The organism is Streptomyces sp. 6-11-2, assembly GCF_006540305.1.
Lineage (GTDB): Bacteria > Actinomycetota > Actinomycetes > Streptomycetales > Streptomycetaceae > Streptomyces.
In genome coordinates, this window is record NZ_BJOR01000001.1 from 942,715 (window position 1) to 959,144 (window position 16,430).

At 73.5% G+C, this 16,430-nt stretch carries 6 protein-coding genes and 1 pseudogene; 4 read left to right on the forward strand and 3 right to left on the reverse strand.

Going from position 1 to position 16,430, the window contains the following annotated elements; genetic code table 11:
• Positions 1-27: 27 nt before the first annotated feature.
• A pseudogene (locus TNCT6_RS03950) lies at positions 28-4,464 on the reverse strand (beta-ketoacyl synthase N-terminal-like domain-containing protein); the annotation flags it as partial.
• 381 nt (positions 4,465-4,845) lie between these two features.
• Between TNCT6_RS03950 and TNCT6_RS03955 the strand changes: the two are divergent.
• From TNCT6_RS03955 to TNCT6_RS03970, 4 genes are read left to right on the forward strand one after another with little or no spacing between them, the layout of a single operon-like run.
• Positions 4,846-6,237 carry a glycosyltransferase gene (locus tag TNCT6_RS03955; protein WP_141356591.1) on the forward strand — a complete coding sequence of 464 codons (1,392 nt, stop codon included), beginning with the start codon at positions 4,846-4,848 and terminating at the stop codon, positions 6,235-6,237.
• Between the two features lie 24 nt (positions 6,238-6,261).
• Positions 6,262-7,320, forward strand: a complete 1,059-nt coding sequence (locus TNCT6_RS03960) for a DegT/DnrJ/EryC1/StrS aminotransferase family protein (RefSeq protein WP_141356593.1) — start codon at positions 6,262-6,264, stop codon at positions 7,318-7,320.
• Positions 7,320-8,519, forward strand: coding sequence for a cytochrome P450 (locus TNCT6_RS03965; protein ID WP_141356595.1), 1,200 nt, complete (start codon positions 7,320-7,322; stop codon positions 8,517-8,519). The genes TNCT6_RS03960 and TNCT6_RS03965 overlap by 1 nt, the downstream gene beginning before the upstream one ends.
• 55 nt (positions 8,520-8,574) lie before the next feature.
• Complete coding sequence (locus TNCT6_RS03970; RefSeq protein ID WP_141356597.1) at positions 8,575-8,772, forward strand: ferredoxin; 198 nt, start codon at positions 8,575-8,577, stop codon at positions 8,770-8,772.
• Between the two features lie 89 nt (positions 8,773-8,861).
• Here TNCT6_RS03970 and TNCT6_RS03975 read toward each other — a convergent pair whose 3' ends face one another.
• Both TNCT6_RS03975 and TNCT6_RS03980 read right to left on the reverse strand, forming a co-directional pair.
• Positions 8,862-10,052, reverse strand: coding sequence for a cytochrome P450 (locus tag TNCT6_RS03975; protein WP_141356599.1), 1,191 nt, complete (start codon positions 10,050-10,052; stop codon positions 8,862-8,864).
• A 219-nt stretch (positions 10,053-10,271) separates the two neighbouring features.
• A complete protein-coding gene (locus TNCT6_RS03980) occupies positions 10,272-16,430 on the reverse strand; it encodes a type I polyketide synthase (RefSeq protein WP_373996233.1) in 6,159 nt (2,052 codons plus the stop codon).

A 16,430-nucleotide genomic window follows, 5' to 3' on the forward strand; every position in this document is an offset into this window, starting at 1 on the left:
GGGTCGCGAACGAAAGCTGGGAATCCGCTATGTGGTTTCGAACTCTTCATCGATGATGTCGAGCAGCCTGTCGACCGACACCGAGCCGATGTCCTCGTCGGAGAAGTCCTCCCGCGGGGCGGAGTTCCGGCGGAGCGAGGCGACGAGTGCGTCCAGGCGGTCGGCGACGGCCCGGCGTTCGGGGTCGTCGTCCGGCAGGGTCCGTACGACGGCCTCGAACCTGGTGAGTTCGTCGTCGCACGATCCCTGCGGCGGGGAGCCGGACGCGACGAGGAGTTCCCCGATGCGCCGGGCGGCGCGTTCGGGGGTGGGGAAGTTGAAGACGAGGGTGGCCGGCAGCCGCAGTCCGGTCAGCGCGGTGAGGCGGTCGCCGAGTTCCACGCCGGCCAGCGAGTCGAAGCCCAGTTCCTTGAAGACCGCGCGGGGTCCGACCGCGTCCGGGCCCAGGTGGCCGAGGACCGCCGCCGCCTGGGTCCGCACCAGGCCGATGAGCCGGCGTTCGCGCTCGGCCGGTGCCAGGGCCGCCATCTCGGCCGCGAAGGTGTCGGGCGCCGGGGCGGCGGACGGCTCGGCGGGGGCGGCGCCGGGTACCGCGGCGACGGGCCGGGTGGGGCGCGGGGCCGCGGTGTTCTGGATCCGGGTGCGTGTGGGCGGCCTGGGGGCGGTGCGCTCCTGCTCGGTGAGCTGCCGTACGACGACGGCGTCGGCGGTGAGCACCGGGGCGCCGGTGACGTCGGCGGCGGTCAGGGTCAGGGCGCCGTCGGCGGCGGAGCCGATCCGCACCCGCAGGGCGGTGGCGCCGACGGCGTGCAGCCGGACCCCGCGCCAGGCGACGGGGAGCGTGCCGGTCGTGGTGAGGGCGGCGTGCCGGGCGGCGTCGAGGAGCGCGGGGTGCACCCCGTAGGCGCCGGGGTCGTCGGTGGTGCCGGCCGGGAGTTCGACCTCGGCGAGGACCGCCCCGTCGTGGTGCCAGGCGGCGCGCAGGCCGCGGAAGGCGGGTCCGAGGTCGAGGCCGTCGTCGACGAGCCGCTCGTAGTGGTCGTCGAGGTCGAGGGGTTCGGCGCCCGGCGGGGGCCAGGCGGTCGCGAAAGAGGTGTCGGGGGCCGCGGCGGTGCCGGGCGCGGTGCCGAGGAGGCCGCCGGCCCGCTGGGTCCACGGCTCGGTGGGAGTGCTGCCCGGCCGGGAGTGGACGGTGACGGTGCGCCGGCCGGCCTCGTCGGCGGAGCCGACCCGGACCTGGAGGTTCAGGGTGTCACCGCTGTGCAGGACGGGCGCCTCGACCAGGGCGAGTTCGTGCAGGACGTCGCATCCGGTGTCGTCGCCCGCGCGGACGGCGAGTTCCACGAGCACCGCGGCGGGCAGCAGGACGCGTCCGGCGACGGCGTGGTCGGCGAGCCAGGGGTGGGTGGCGGCGGAGAGCGTCGCGACGGACACCGTGCCGCCGTCGGCGAGTTCGACGGCCGGGCCGAGCATCGGGTGGCCGCCGCCCGCGGGGGCGATGGCGCCGGGCCGGGCCGGGGCGGGCCAGTGCCGGGCGCGCTGGAAGGCGTACGTCGGCAGGTCGGTGCGGCGGGCTCCGGTGCCGGTGTAGAGGGCGGACCAGTCGACGGGCACGCCGAGGACGTAGAGCCGGCCGAGCGCGGCGGTGAGGGCCGTCTCCTCGGGCTGGTCCTTGCGGAGGGTGGGGACGGCGTCGACCGGGGTGTCCGGGCCGAGGACGGTGCGGGCGAGGGCGGTGAGGACGCTGCCGGGTCCCAGCTCGATCAGCAGGTCGGTGCCGTGCTCACGCAGAGCCGTCACGCCGTCGGCGAAGCGGACGGTGCCGCGTACGTGCCGTACCCAGTACTCGGGGGTGGCGATCTCGGCACCGGCCAGTTCACCGGTGAGGTTGGACATGACCGGCAGCGTCGGCTCGTGGAAGGTGAGCTGGGCGACGACGTCCCGGAAGGCGTCGAGCATCGGCTCCATCAGCGGGGAGTGGAAGGCGTGCGAGACCGCGAGGCGGCTGGTGCGGCGGCCCTGGGCGGCGAAGTGGGCGGCGACCCGCTCCACGGCGTCCTCGGTGCCGGAGACGACGACCGCGGTGGGGCCGTTGACGGCGGCGAGCGAGACGTCGCCGCCGAGCAGCGGGAGGACCTCGTCCTCGGACGCCTCGACGGCGGACATGGCGCCGCCGGCGGGCAGCGCCTGCATCAGGGTGGCGCGGGCGGCGACCAGCCGGCAGGCGTCCGCCAGCGACAGCGCCCCGGCGACGTGCGCGGCGGCGATCTCGCCGACGGAGTGGCCGCCGACAGCGCCGGGGCGCAGTCCGAAGGACTCGGCGAGCCGGTAGAGGGCGACCTCGAAGGCGAACAGCGCGGGCTGGGTCCACCCGGTGCGGTCGAGTTCGGCGGGGTCCTCGCCCCACATCACGGACCGCACCGGACGCTCCATCTCGGGGTCCAGGGCGGCCAGGACGGTCTCCAGGGCCTCGGCGAACACCGGGAAACGGGCGGCGAGTTCACGGCCCATGCCGAGCCGCTGTGAGCCCTGTCCGGAGAAGAGGACAGCGGTGGTCCGGGGGGCGGCCTCGCCGCGGGCGCGCTCCACGGCGCCGTCGCCGGACGGCGTCAGGACCGCGCGGTGGCGCAGCGCGGCCCGGCCGGTGGCCAGGGAGTGGCCGACGTCCAGCGGGTCGAGGCCGGGGTGGTCCCGGACGAAGGAGGTGAGGCGGTCGATCTGGGCGTCGAGGGCCTGCACGGAGGCCGCGGACACCGGCCACGCGACGGCGTCGGCCGCGGGCACGAGGGCGGTGGGGGCGGCGAGTTGAGCGGCGGGCTCGACGGCGGGAGCGACCGGGCGGTCGGCGGACCCGGCGTCAACGGCGACGCCGGCAGAGGTGCCGGCGGGCTCCCCGGCGGGGGCAGCGCGCCGCGCGACGGAGTCGATGGCCGAGGTGGCGGGCCGCTCGGCAGCCGAGGCCGCGCCTCGGTGGGCGGGCTCGGCAGCGGAGACGCCGGGGCGGTCGACGGACCCGGCGTCAACCGCGACGACGGCAAAGGTGCCGGCGGGCCCCCCGGCGGGGGCAGCGCGCCGCTCGGCGGGCTCGGCAGCCGAGGCCGCGCCTCGGTGGGCGGGCTCGGCGGCGGAGACGGTTCGGCGACCGCCGGGCCCGGCGGGGACTGCGGTGGCGGGCTCGGTCGCCGGTGCTTCCTCCACGATGACGTGTGCGTTCGTGCCGCTGATGCCGAAGGAGGAGACGGCGGCCCGGCGCGGGCGGCCGGTGCCGGGCCAGGGCAGGGCCTCGGTGAGGAGTTCGACGGCGCCGGCCGGCCAGTCGACGTGCCGGGTGGGGGCGGAGACGTTCAGGGTCCGCGGCATCAGGCCGTGACGCATCGCCTGGACGGCCTTGATGAGTCCGCCGATGCCGGCGGCGGCCTGCGCGTGCCCGATGTTCGACTTCAGGGAGCCGAGGCGCAGCGGCTGTCCGCCGTCGCGGTCCTGGCCGTAGGTGGCGATCAGGGCGAGGGCCTCGACGGGGTCGCCGAGCCGGGTGCCGGTGCCGTGGGCCTCGACGAGGTCGATGTCGGCGGGACCGAGTCCGGCGTCGGCGAGGGCCTCGCGGACGACGCGTTCCTGGGCCGGTCCGCTGGGGGCGGTGAGGCCGCCGGAGGCGCCGTCCTGATTGGCGGCGGAGCCGCGCAGCACGGCGAGCACCCGGTGCCCGGCGGCGCGGGCGGTGGACAGGCGCTCCAGCACGACCATGCCGGCGCCCTCCGCCCAGGTGGTGCCGTCGGCGTCGTCGGAGAAGACCTTGCAGCGGCCGTCGGCGGCGAGTCCGCCCTGCCGGGTGTAGGCGATGAACCCGACCGGCGTGGACATCACGGTGACGCCGCCGGCCAGGGCGGTGGCGCACTCCCCCGACCGCAGCGAGCGCAGCGCGTAGTGGAGGGCGACCAGGGACGAGGAGGACGCCGTGTCGAGGGTGACGGCGGGTCCTTCGAGGCCGAGGAAGTAGGCGAGCCGCCCGGAGGCGATGCTCGGCGACAGGCCGGTGAGGGCGTGTCCGGTGAGGTCCTCGGAGGAGGCGTTGGTGACGGCCGCGTAGTCCTGGCCGTTGGTGCCGACGAAGACGCCGGTGCGGGTGCCCCGCAGGGTGTGGGGGTCGATGCCGGCGTGTTCCAGGGCCTCCCAGGAGGTCTCCAGGACGAGCCGCTGCTGCGGGTCGGTGGAGACGGCCTCGCGGGGCGACATCCCGAAGAAGCCGGCGTCGAAGTCGGCGGCCGCGGCGAGGAATCCGCCTCGGTGGGTCACGCTGTGGCCGGGCCCGTCACCGGTCAGGGCGGCCAGGTCCCAGCCGCGGTCGCCGGGGAACGGCCCGGTGGCGTCGCGGCCGGCACGGACCAGTTCCCACAGGTCCTCGGGTCCCTCGACGCCGCCCGGAAAGCGGCAGGCCATTCCGACGACCACCACCGGGTCCTCGTCGGCTCCGATCGTCATGCCTCGCTCACCCCTGCGGAAAAGTCGGTCCTGTGGCCACCTCTGCCTGCCGGATCGTAGGGGCGCGAAGGCTGTACTTTTCCCTAAGGAATCTCTCCGTTCGGCGCCTGGCCGTGCCCGAACGGCACCGAAAACCCCCGCTCTCGGGCGAAGACTAGGGATTCCCCGGACCCTGGCGTGAGACGAAGTCAGCGGCACGCTTCTCCCGAGCGGCACGGTGCGCCGCGCGGCGGGGTCGGCGGTGTCCTGTGACGGCGTGCGCGACAGGCGGCGGCGTCGGCGAATGCGGTCATCCGGCGACATTCGGTGGGTGGACGCGAGGCGTGCGGGCCCGCGCGGTCCGCCACTTTCCGAAGGGTGTTGTCCATGGGCGCGCACAGGCGGCCGATCCTGTTCGTCAGTTATGCCGAAAGCGGTCTTCTCAATCCGCTGCTCGTACTGGCCGAGGAATTGTCCCGGCGCGGTGTGGAGGATCTGTGGTTCGCCACGGACGAGAAGGCGCGGGACCAGATCGAGTCGTCGTCGGTGGGCAGTTCGCTGCGGTTCGCCTCGCTCGGCGACACCGTGTCGCAGATGTCGGCGGTCACCTGGGACGACGACACCTATGCCGAGGTGACGCAGCGGTCCCGTTTCAAGGCGCACCGCGCGGTGATCCGGCACTCCTTCGCGCCTGAGACCCGGGTGGAGAAGTACCGGGCGCTGGAGAAGGTCGTCGAGGAGATCCAGCCCGCCCTGATGGTGATCGAGAGCATGTGCCAGTTCGGGTACGAGCTGGCGATCACCAAGAAGATCCCGTTCGTGCTCGGGGTGCCGTTCCTGCCGAGCAACGTGCTGACCTCGCACGTGCCGTTCGCCAAGTCGTACACGCCGTCCGGGTTCCCGGTGCCGCACTCGGGCCTGCCCGGAAGCATGACGATCGCCCAGCGCGTGGAGAACGAGCTGTTCCGGGTGCGCACGCTCGGGATGTTCATGTCGAAGGAGATGCGCGAGGTCGTCGAGGAGGACAACCGCATCCGCGGCGAGCTGGGCATCTCTCCCGAGGCGCGGCAGATGATGGCGCGCATCGACCACTCCGAGCAGGTGCTGTGCTACTCGGTGCCCGAACTGGACTACCCGTTCCCGATGCACGAGAAGGTGCGGCTGGTGGGCACGCTGGTGCCGCCGCTGCCGCAGGCGCCGGACGACGACGGGCTGTCGGACTGGCTGACGGAGCAGAAGTCCGTGGTCTTCATGGGCTTCGGCACCATCACCCGGCTCACCCGGGAGCAGGTCGCCTCGCTGGTCGAGGTGGCCCGCCGGCTGGAGGGCGAGGGCCACCAGGTGCTGTGGAAGCTGCCGCGCGAGCAGCAGCACCTGCTGCCCCCGGCCGGGGAACTGCCCGCGAACCTGCGGATCGAGAGCTGGGTTCCCTCGCAGCTGGACGTGCTGGCCCACCCGAACGTCAAGGTGTTCTTCACGCACGCCGGCGGCAACGGCTACCACGAGGGCCTGTACTTCGGAAAGCCGCTGGTGGTACGGCCGTTGTGGGTGGACTGCGACGACCAGGCCGTGCGCGGCCAGGACTTCGGCGTGAGCCTGACCGTCGACCGCCCCGAGACCGTGGACACGGACGACGTCCTCGACAAGATCACCCGCGTGCTCGACGAGCCGTCCTTCACCGAACGCGCCGAGTACTACGCCGGGTTGCTGAAGGCCGCGGGCGGTCGTACCGCCGCCGCGGACCTGCTGCTCGGCCTCCCCGTCCTGGCAAACGACTGACCGAGGAATTCGAGGAAGTCAAGGATGTCCTATACGTATCCGGTCTCCATGCCGTGGCTGAAGGGCCGCGAGCTCGAGTATGTGACGGAGGCCGTCGGCGGCGGCTGGATCTCGTCGCAGGGCCCCTACGTCCGGCGGTTCGAGGAGGCGTTCGCCGCCTACAACGACATGCCGCACGGTGTCGCCTGTTCCTCGGGCACCACCGCGCTGACGCTGGCGCTGCGGGCGCTGGGCGTCGGCCCCGGCGACGAGGTGATCGTCCCGGAGTTCACGATGATCGCCTCCGCGTGGGCCGTCACCTACACGGGGGCGACCCCGGTGTTCGTGGACTGCGGCGACGACCTGAACATCGACGTCTCCCGCATCGAGGAGAAGATCACCCCGCGCACCAAGGTGATCATGCCGGTGCACATCTACGGCCGGCAGTGCGACATGGACGCCATCATGAACCTGGCGTACGAGTACAACCTGCGGGTCGTCGAGGACTCGGCCGAGGCGCACGGGGTGCGGCCGGTGGGCGACATCGCCTGCTTCTCGCTGTTCGCCAACAAGATCATCACGGCGGGTGAGGGCGGGGTGTGCCTGACCCGGGACGCCCATCTGGCCGAGCAGATGGCGCATCTGCGGGCGATGGCGTTCACCAAGGACCACAGCTTCCTGCACAAGAAGCTGGCCTACAACTACCGCATGACGAACATGCAGGCCGCGGTGGCGCTCGCACAGACCGAGCAGCTGGACACCATCCTCGCGACCCGCCGCGACATCGAGAAGCGCTACGACGAGGCGCTGCGGGACGTGCCCGGCATCACGCTGATGCCGGCCCGCGACGTGCTGTGGATGTACGACCTGCGGGCCGAGCGGAGCGAGGAGCTGCGCGCGTACCTGGCCGACCAGGGCGTCGAGACCCGGGTGTTCTTCAAGCCGATGAGCCGCCAGCCGGGCTACTACGACGCCGACTGGCCGTCGCTGAACGCCTCCCGGCTCGGCGAGGACGGGTTCTACCTGCCCACGCACACCGGACTGACCGCGCAGGAGCAGGAGTTCATCACCGACCGGATTCGCGACTTCTACGGAGCCAAGTGATGACCGCCGACGCCGAGACGACGACCTTCGCTCCGGGCTGCCCGGTCGCCTTCCCGCTGCGGCGGCCGGGACGTCCGTTCCCGCCGCCGGAGTACGCCGACTACCGGGCGGGCGAGGGCCTGGTGCGCTCCGAACTGCCCGCCAGCGGCCCGGTGTGGCTGGTGACGCGGCACGAGGACGTGCGGGCCGTGCTGACGGACTCCCGGATCAGCGCGGACCCCTCCCGTCCCGGCTTCCCGAGGGCGCGGCGCACCGGCGGCGCCCCCTCGCAGTCGGAGGTCCCGGGCTGGTTCGTGGCGCTGGATCCCCCGGAGCACGACCGGTTCCGCAAGACGCTGATCCCGGAGTTCACCGTGCGCAAGGTGCGGGAGCTGCGTCCGGCGATCCAGCAGATCGTGGACGAGCGGATCGACGCGATGCTCGCCGCGGGCAACTCGGCCGATCTGATCGCGGACTTCGCGCTGTCCGTGCCGTCGCTGGTCATCTCCGACCTGCTCGGGGTGCCCAAGGCGGACCGGGACTTCTTCGAGGCGAAGACGAGGGTTCTGGTGACCCTCAGCTCCACCGACGAGGAACGCGACGCGGCCTCCAAGGCGCTGCTGCGTTATCTGAACCGGCTCATCCAGATCAAGGACCGCCGCCCCGGCGAGGACCTGATCAGCCGGCTGATCCAGGCCGGCACCATGTCCCGGCAGGAGCTGTCCGGGGTGTCGATGCTCCTGCTCATCGCGGGGCACGAGACCACGGCGAACAACATCGGCCTGGGCGTCGTCCAGTTGCTGACCAACCCGCAGTGGATCGGCGACGACCGCATCGTGGAGGAGATGCTGCGCTACTACTCGGTCGCCGACCTGGTGTCCTTCCGGGTGGCGGTGGAGGACGTGGAGATCGGCGGACAGCTGATCCGGGCCGGTGAGGGCATCGTGCCGCTGATCGCCGCGGCCAACCACGACGGTTCGGTCTTCGACAAGCCCGAGGAGTTCAACCCGGAGCGTTCCGCGCGCTCGCACGTGGCGTTCGGCTACGGCGTCCACCAGTGCCTCGGGCAGAACCTGGTGCGGGTGGAGATGGAGATCGCCTACCGGACCCTGTTCGAGCGCATCCCGACCCTCGAACTGGCCGTGCCGGTAGAAGAGTTGTCCCTGAAGTACGACGGCTTGCTGTTCGGTCTGCACGAGCTGCCCGTCACCTGGAGCTGAGCGACGGGCCGGCCGCTGCGGCGGCCGGCCCGGTGGAACGACCCTGGAGGAATTGATGGTGCGCGTCAACGTGGACATCGATCGCTGCGTCGGTGCCGGACAGTGCGTGCTGACCGTGTCGGACGTGTTCGACCAGGACGACGACGGCCTGGTGACCGTCCTCGTACAACCGTCGGACCCGGCCACGCTGGACGCGGTCCGGGAGGCGGCGGTGGTCTGCCCCTCGATGGCGATCACGGTCGTGGAGGACTAGAGCCCCGCGTACGGAAGAGAAGGAAAAGGCGGCGGCCCCCACTCGTCGGGCAGTGGGGGCCGCCGCCGGTCTCGGGGAGGGCGGGGGAGTCACCAGGTGACGGGGAGTTCGGTGAGGCCGCCGTTGAGCTGGCCGGACGTCACCTGGAGCTCCTCCACGGGGCGGGCCAGCTTCAGACCGGGCAGCCGGGTGAACAGCTGCGTGTAGGCGGTCTTCAGCATCATCCGGGCCAACGGGGCTCCGATGCAGTGCCACATGCCGTGCCCGAACGTCAGGTGCTCGTTGGGCGAGCGGCGGATGTCGAAGAGGTCCGCGTCGTCGAAGACCGCCTCGTCGAAGTTGACCAGCGTGAAGTCGAGCAGCACCAGGTCGCCGGTGCGGATGGTGACGTCGGCGATCTCTATGTCGTCGGTGGCGTAGCGGGGCAGCGCGGCGCCCGAGCCGCCGGCCTTCGCGGCCCGCAGGATCTCCTCGACGCTGCTCCTCATCAGCTTCTCGTCGGCGAGTGCCTCCCGCAGCTGGTCCGGGTACTGCGTGAACAGCACGACGCCCAGGTCGACATGGGTGGCGACGCTGTCGAGGCCGGCGAAGAGCAGGCTCGCGGCGATGGGGCCGATGCGCTCGTCCTCCGGGACCGTCTCGCACAGCCGGGAGATCACGTCGTCGCCGGGTTCGGCCCGCTTGCGGCCGGCCAGGTCGGTCAGCAGCCCGAACAGCTTCGCCTGGCTCTTGGCAACGCTCTCCGCGTCGTTCAGCGTGGCCATCTCGCCCAGCACCGCGAGGAGTTGGCCCTGCTCCTGCAGCGGGATGCCGATCAGGGCGCACAGCACGGTCAGCGAGTACGGCAGCGAGAAGGTGCCCCGCAGGTCGGCGGGGCGCTCCTGGGCGGCGAAGCCGTTCAGGATCTGCTCCGCGATCCCCTCCACCATGGGCATCATGTTGAGCACCCGGCGGGCGGAGAACTGCGGGGTGAGCAGGGTGCGCAGCTCCGCGTGCGCGGCGCGGGCCGCCTCGACGTCGTCCATGATGAGCAGGTCCATCAAGGGGCTCTTGACGTAGCGGGGCGCGTTGGCCGGGTCGGCGTGCGCGCGGGCCAGGCGCTCGTCGTGCAGCAGCTGCTTCAGCTCGGCGTGCCGGGTCACCAGCCAGCCCTCGTCGCCGGCCGGGGTGGTGATCTTGGTGACGGGAGCGCGCATCTGGAGCTCGCGCAGCAGCGGGCTGAGGCGGAGCACCGAGGGAGCGGCGTCCTCGAGAGAGGGCGGCGGGGTGGGGTTGAGCATGGGACTGCTACTCCTTGGGGCAGTGGTGGTGTGCGCGGATCCCCGGCTGGGGTCTTTCGTTTGGATCAGGCCGGATCAGCGAGCCCGGCATGATCCACACGAGAGGCCCTGGGGGCCGCTGTCGCATCCGGGGCGACGCCGTGGGAGAGCGCGGCGCCCCGGATGCGGTGGGGGACAGGGTGGACCCGGCCGGGGTGGCGTGCACCGACCGGACCCGGCTCAGTCCTCGCCGGCCGGAAGTCCGGCGAGCCAGTTCTCGATGGCCTCGGCGGTCAGTGCCGAGTGCTCCATGGCCAGGGACAGATGGTCGGCCTCGATGTCCTGTACCGCGTCGGCCGGCACCGCGGAGGTGTCGAGCTTGAAGCCGTTGTTGGCCTGCGTGGCGCGCAGGAGCAGGGTGGGGGCGGTCGTGGCGGGTGCGTCGATGTCCGTCATCAGCATGAACCAGTGCGCCATCGCGGACATCCGGGCGCTGTTGAGCGTCACGGACGGCGAGTCGATGTCGGCCAGGTAGAAGCGGGTCGTCTGGTCGAGGTTGTTTCCTTCCGAGGGGTCGTACCGGATGGACGCCGTGTCGAGCAGGACGACCGCCTCCGGCTTCACGCCCCAGGTGTCCTCCAGGACCCCGGCCGCGAGGTAGGCGAGGGAGCCGCCGGTGGAGTGGCCGACCATCACGAACGGTTCGCCGTCGCTCGCCATCAGGACGCTCTCGGCGACGATCCGGGCCGCCGCGTCACTGGTGGCGGGCAGCAGCTCGCCGGGGGCGAAGCCCATCAGCGGTATCGCCGACACATGGCGCCTGCCGCGGAAGTGGGCGGCGATGCGGGCGTACTGGTGGACACCGCCGGTGGCGCCGGGCGCGCTGACGAAGATCAGCCGCGGGGTGCCGGGGCCGGTGGCCAGGGTGACGGCCTCGGACAGCTCCTCCAGGTCCGCGGGCGTCTCGAAGGTGGGCCGGGTGTTGGCGACGGCCTTCAGCATCCGCATGGCCTCGACGAGCTTGCCGCCGCGCACCGCGTTGTGGAACAGGCCGACCAGCGTGTCGTCGGGGTGCACCGTGGTGCCGGCGACGGCGGTGCCGGACGCCGGGCCGGAGGCGGACAGGTCGCCCAGTTCCTCGTTGAGGTGGCGGGCCAGCTTCACCGGCGTCTTGCTGTCGAAGACCACCGACGTCGGCAGGCGCAGCCCGAGGAGTTCGCCGAGCTGGTTGCGCAGGCTGACCGAGACCAGCGAGTCGAAGCCCAGCTCCAGGAAGCCGCGCTCGGGGTCGACGGCGGCGGGGTCGGCGTGGCCGAGCAGGCCCGCGGTGAAGCCGACGACCAGCTCGGTGAGCAGCTTCTCCCGGCCGGCGGTGTCGAGTGTGCGCAGCCCGTCGAGCACGGTCTTGGGCGAGCGGTCCGCGGCGGCGGTGCGCCGGGTGCGCGGCACCAGGTCGCGCCAGAGGGCGGGCAGCGACTGCTGGACCTGGAGTCCGGCGACGTTGATCCGGGTGGGCACGACCACCGGCTCGGGGCGGGCGAGGGCGGCGTCGAACAGGGCGAGGCCGTCCTCGATGCTCATCGGCGGGGTGCCGCCGCGGTCCATCCGCCCCAGATCGGTGTCGCTGATCTGGCTGGTCATGCCGCTGCCGCGGCCCCAGGGGCCCCAGGCGAGGGACAGTGCGGGCAGACCGGCCGCCACGCGCTGCTGGGCGAGTGCGTCGAGGCACGCGTTGGCGGCGGCGTAGTTGGCCTGGCCGGGGCCGCCGATGACGCCGGAGATCGAGGAGTACAGCACGAACGCGGCGAGGTCCTGGCCGAGGGTCGCCTCGTGCAGGTGCAGGGCCGCGTCGGCCTTGGGGCGCAGCACACCGGCCAGTTGTTCCGGGGTGAGCGAGCCGATCAGGGCGTCGTCCAGGACACCCGCGGTGTGCACGACGGCGGTCAGCGGGTGCTCGGCCGGCACCGACGCGACGAGCGCGTCGACCGCGTCGCGGTCGCCGACGTCGCAGGCGGAGACGGTCACCTGGGCCCCCAGGCCGGTCAGCTCGGCGACCAGTTCGGCCGCGCCGGGCGCCTGCGGGCCGCGGCGGCTCGCCAACAGCAGGTGCCGGGCGCCCCGGGCGGTGACCAGGTGCCGGGCGAGCACTGCTCCGAGGCCACCGGTGCCGCCGGTGATCAGGACGGTGCCGTCCGGGTTCCAGCCGGGGGCGGCGGGGCCGTCGTCGGCCGTACGCGGCAGCCGGGCAAGCCGGGCGGCGCGCACCTGGTAGTCGCGGACCGCGAGTTGCTGCTCGTCGAGTGTCAGCACGTCGGGCAGTACACCGGCGGACAGGAACGTGTCGTCGAGGTCGACGAGCAGCAGGCTCCCGGGGTTCTCGGTCTGCGCGGAGCGCACCAGGCCCCAGACGGCCGCGCCGACCGGGTCGAGGACGTCCTCGTCGTCGAGGGCGACGGCGCGGCGGGTGACGAAGACGAGGCGGGTGCCCGCGAGCCGCGGCTCGGACAGCCACTCCTGGAGGTATCCGAGGACCCGGGTGGTGAGGGCGCGCACCCCGTCCGCTCCGGAGTCCTTCTCCCCCGCGAGCGGGATCAGGAACACGTCGGGCGCGACACCGCTGTCGCCGATGGCGCCGCCCAGCGACTCCGCGTAGGCGGTGACGGTCTCGTCGGCGCGGTGCATGGCGTAGCCGAGGTCGAGTTCGTCGGAGCCGACGACGGCCCAGCGGATGCCGGTGGCGCGGGCGGAGGCGTTGACGGGTGCCCACTTCAGCGCGAACAGGTCGCCCCGGCCGGTGGCGGCCGGGTTCCCGGCGGCGCCGTCCGGGGTGCCCAGGCGCACGGTCTCGGCGGTCAGGACGAGGTTGCCCGCGGGGTCGACGGCGGTGAGGGCGACGGTGTCGGGCCCGGTGGTGCTCAGCCGTACGCGCAGCGCGGTGGCGCCGGTGGCGTGCAGCGTGAGCCCGTCGAAGCCGGCCGGCTCGCCCGCCGTGGCGCCGTCGAGGGCGGCGGCGCGCAGGGCGGTGGACAGCAGCGCGGGGTGGAGTCCGAAGCCGCTGTCGGGGCCCGCGGGCAGCTCGGCCTCGGCGAACACCTCGCCCTCGTGCCGCCACACCCCGGTCAGGCCGCTGAAGAGCGGACCGAGGGTGCGCCCGTCGGACTCCAGCTCCGTGAGCGGGACTTGGCGGGCGTCGGCGGGCGGCCACTGGACGAGCTCCGCGGCGGTGTCCTCGGCGCCCTCGTCCGGGGAGAGAACACCGCGGGCGTACGTGGTCCAGGGGGCGTCGTCCGAGGTCGCCGGGCGGGCGTGCACGGAGAGCGGCCGGTGGCCTGAGGCGTCCGCGGGACCGATCCGCACCTGGAGCAGGACCGCGTCGCGGTCGCCGAGGGTCAGCGGGGCGAGCAGGTCGAGCCGGTCCAGGCGCGGGGTGCCGTTCTCGTCGCCCGCGCGGACCGCGATCTCCACGAGGGCCGTGCCGGGGACGGTGATCCGGCCGTCGACGCGGTGCTCGGCGAGCCAGGGGTGGGTCAGCGGCGAGAGGCGTCCGGTGAGGACGGACTCGTCGGCGTCGGCGAGGGCGACGGTGGCGCCGAGCAGCGGATGCGCGGCGGCGCCGAGGCCCAGTCCGGCGGGGTCGCCGGAGCGGGCGCGCACGCTGGGCCAGTACCGGTCGCGCTGGAAGGCGTACGTCGGCAGGTCCACGGACTCCGGGCGGCCGGGCAGGGTGCCCTCGAACACGGCGTCCCAGTCGGCCGCGGTGCCCCGGGTCCACAGGGTGCCGAGCGCGGCGAGCACGGAGGCCTCCTCCGGCTGATCCTTGCGCAGCGCGGGCACGGCAAAGACCCCGGCCTCCTGGGTGTTCTCACCGACGAGCGCGGACAGCACGCCGCCCGGGCCGACCTCCAGGAAGGTCCGGGCGCCCTCGTCGACGAGGGTGCGCACGGCGTCGGCGAAGCGGACGGCCTGCCGGGCGTGGCACACCCAGTAGTGCGGCGTGGCCAGTTCCTCGGCGGCGACGACGTCGCCGGTGAGGGTGGAGACGACAGGCACCGACGGCTCGCCGAAGGTGAGCTTCGCGACGACGTCCCGGAACGCGTCGAGCATCGGGTCGACGAGGGGCGAGTGGAAGGCGTGGCTCACGGAGAGCCGCGTGGTGCGCCGGCCCTGCTCCCGGAAGTGATCGGCGACGGCGAGGACGGCGTCCTCGGCGCCGGAGACCACCACGGACTCGGGGCCGTTGACCGCGGCGAGCGAGACCCGCTCGTCCAGCAGCGGCCGCACCTCGGTCTCGGTGGCGCGCAGCGCGACCATGGCTCCGCCGGCCGGCAGGTCCCGCATCAGGCCGGCGCGGGCGGCGACCAGCGTGCAGGCGTCCTCCAGGGACAGCGCGCCGGCCACGTGCACGGCGGCGATCTCTCCGACGGAGTGTCCGGCGAGGTGGTCGGGGCGCAGGCCCCAGGAGGCGAACAGGCGGTAGAGGGCGACCTCGACGGCGAACAGGGCGGGCTGGGTGTGGCCGGTGTCGTCGAGGGCCGCGGGGTCCTCGCCCCATATGACGTCGCGCAGCGAGTGGCCGAGGCGCTCGTCGAGGAGGGCGAGGGTCTCGTCCAGGGCGGCGGCGAACACCGGGAAGCGGGCGTGCAGTTCACGGCCCATGCCGAGGCGCTGAGCGCCCTGCCCGGAGAACAGGACGGCGAGGCCGCGGCGGTCGCCGGACGGGACGGTGCCGCGGGCGGCCTCGGTGAGCCCGCCGTCCGCGGCGACGAGCAGCGCCCGGTGTTCGAAGGGGGTGCGGGTGCCGGCCAGCGCGTGGCCGACGGCGACGGGGTCGGCGCCGGACGCGGCGAGCGGCCGTACCCGCTCCAGCTGGGCGTCGAGGGCGGCGGCGGTACGGGCCGACACGGGCCACGGGACGGCGCGCGGGACGACCGGCGCGGGCTGCGGCCCGGCGTCGGTGTCCTCCTCCTCGGCCGCGGGGGCCTCTTCGAGGATGACGTGGGCGTTGGTGCCGCTGATGCCGAAGGACGACACGCCGGCCCGGCGCACCTGCTCGCCCTCGGGCCAGGGGGCGGCCTCGGTGAGCAGGCTGACGTGGCCGGCGTCCCAGTCGACGTGCGTGGAGGGCGCGTCGACGTGCAGGGTGCGGGGCAGTAGCCCGTGCCGCAGGGCCAGGACCATCTTGATGACGCCCGCGGCGCCGGCGGCGGCCTGGGTGTGGCCGATGTTGGACTTCACGGTGCCGAGGCGCAGCGGGCGGCTCGCGTCGCGGTCCTGGCCGTAGGTGGCGAGCAGGGCCTGTGCCTCGATGGGGTCGCCGAGGGTGGTGCCGGTGCCGTGCGCCTCGACGGCGTCGACGTCGGCGGGCGAGAGCCCGGCGGAGGCGAGCGCGTCGCGGATGACGCGCTGCTGGGCGGGCCCGTTGGGGGCGCTGAGGCCGTTGGAGGCGCCGTCCTGGTTCACGGCGGAGCCGCGCAGCACGGCGAGCACCGGGTGCCCCTTGCGCCGGGCCTCGGAGAGCCGCTCGACGAGGATCATGCCGACGCCCTCGGACCAGCCGGTGCCGTCGGCGGAGTCGGCGAACGCCTTGCAGCGGCCGTCAGCGGCGAGGCCGCCCTGGAGGCTGAAGCCGACGAAGCTGGACGAGGTGGTCATGACGGTGACACCGCCGGCCAGCGCGAGGTCGGCCTCGCCGGAGCGTACGGACTGGGCGGCCAGGTGCAGGGCGACCAGGGCCGAGGAGCACGCGGTGTCGAGCGTGACGGCGGGTCCCTCGAAGCCGAGCGCGAAGGACAGCCGGCCGGACATCACGCTGGCGGCCAGGCCGTTGCCCGCGTAGCCGCCCATGTCGTCGTCGGAGGCGAGGACGAGGTGGGCGTAGTCCTGCGAGTTGGTGCCGACGAACACACCGGTGCGGCTGCCGCGCAGGCTGCCGGGGGCGATCCCGGCACGTTCCACGGCCTCCCAGGCGGTTTCGAGGAGCAGCCGCTGCTGCGGGTCCATGGCCAGCGCCTCGCGGGGCGAGATGTCGAAGAAGCCCGGGTCGAAGTCGGCCACGTCGTGCAGGAATCCTCCCTTCTGCGTGCTGCTGCGGCCCTCTCCGTCACCGGCCAGCGTCTCCAGGTCCCAGCCGCGGTCGGCCGGGAACCCGCCGATGGCGTCACGGCCGTCGGCCAGCATCTCCCAGAGGTCCTCCGGGGATCGCACACCGCCCGGGAAGCGGCAGGCCATGCCGACGATCGCCACGGGCTCGTGGCGGCCCGCCTCGGCTTCCTGGAGGCGTCTGCGGGTCTGGTGGAGATCCGCCGTGACCCACTTCAGGTAATCGACGAGCTTTCTTTCGTCCGGCATCGTCCGTGAACCTTCCTCAAAATGTTTCGCGCGTAGTCGGGGTGGGCCCAG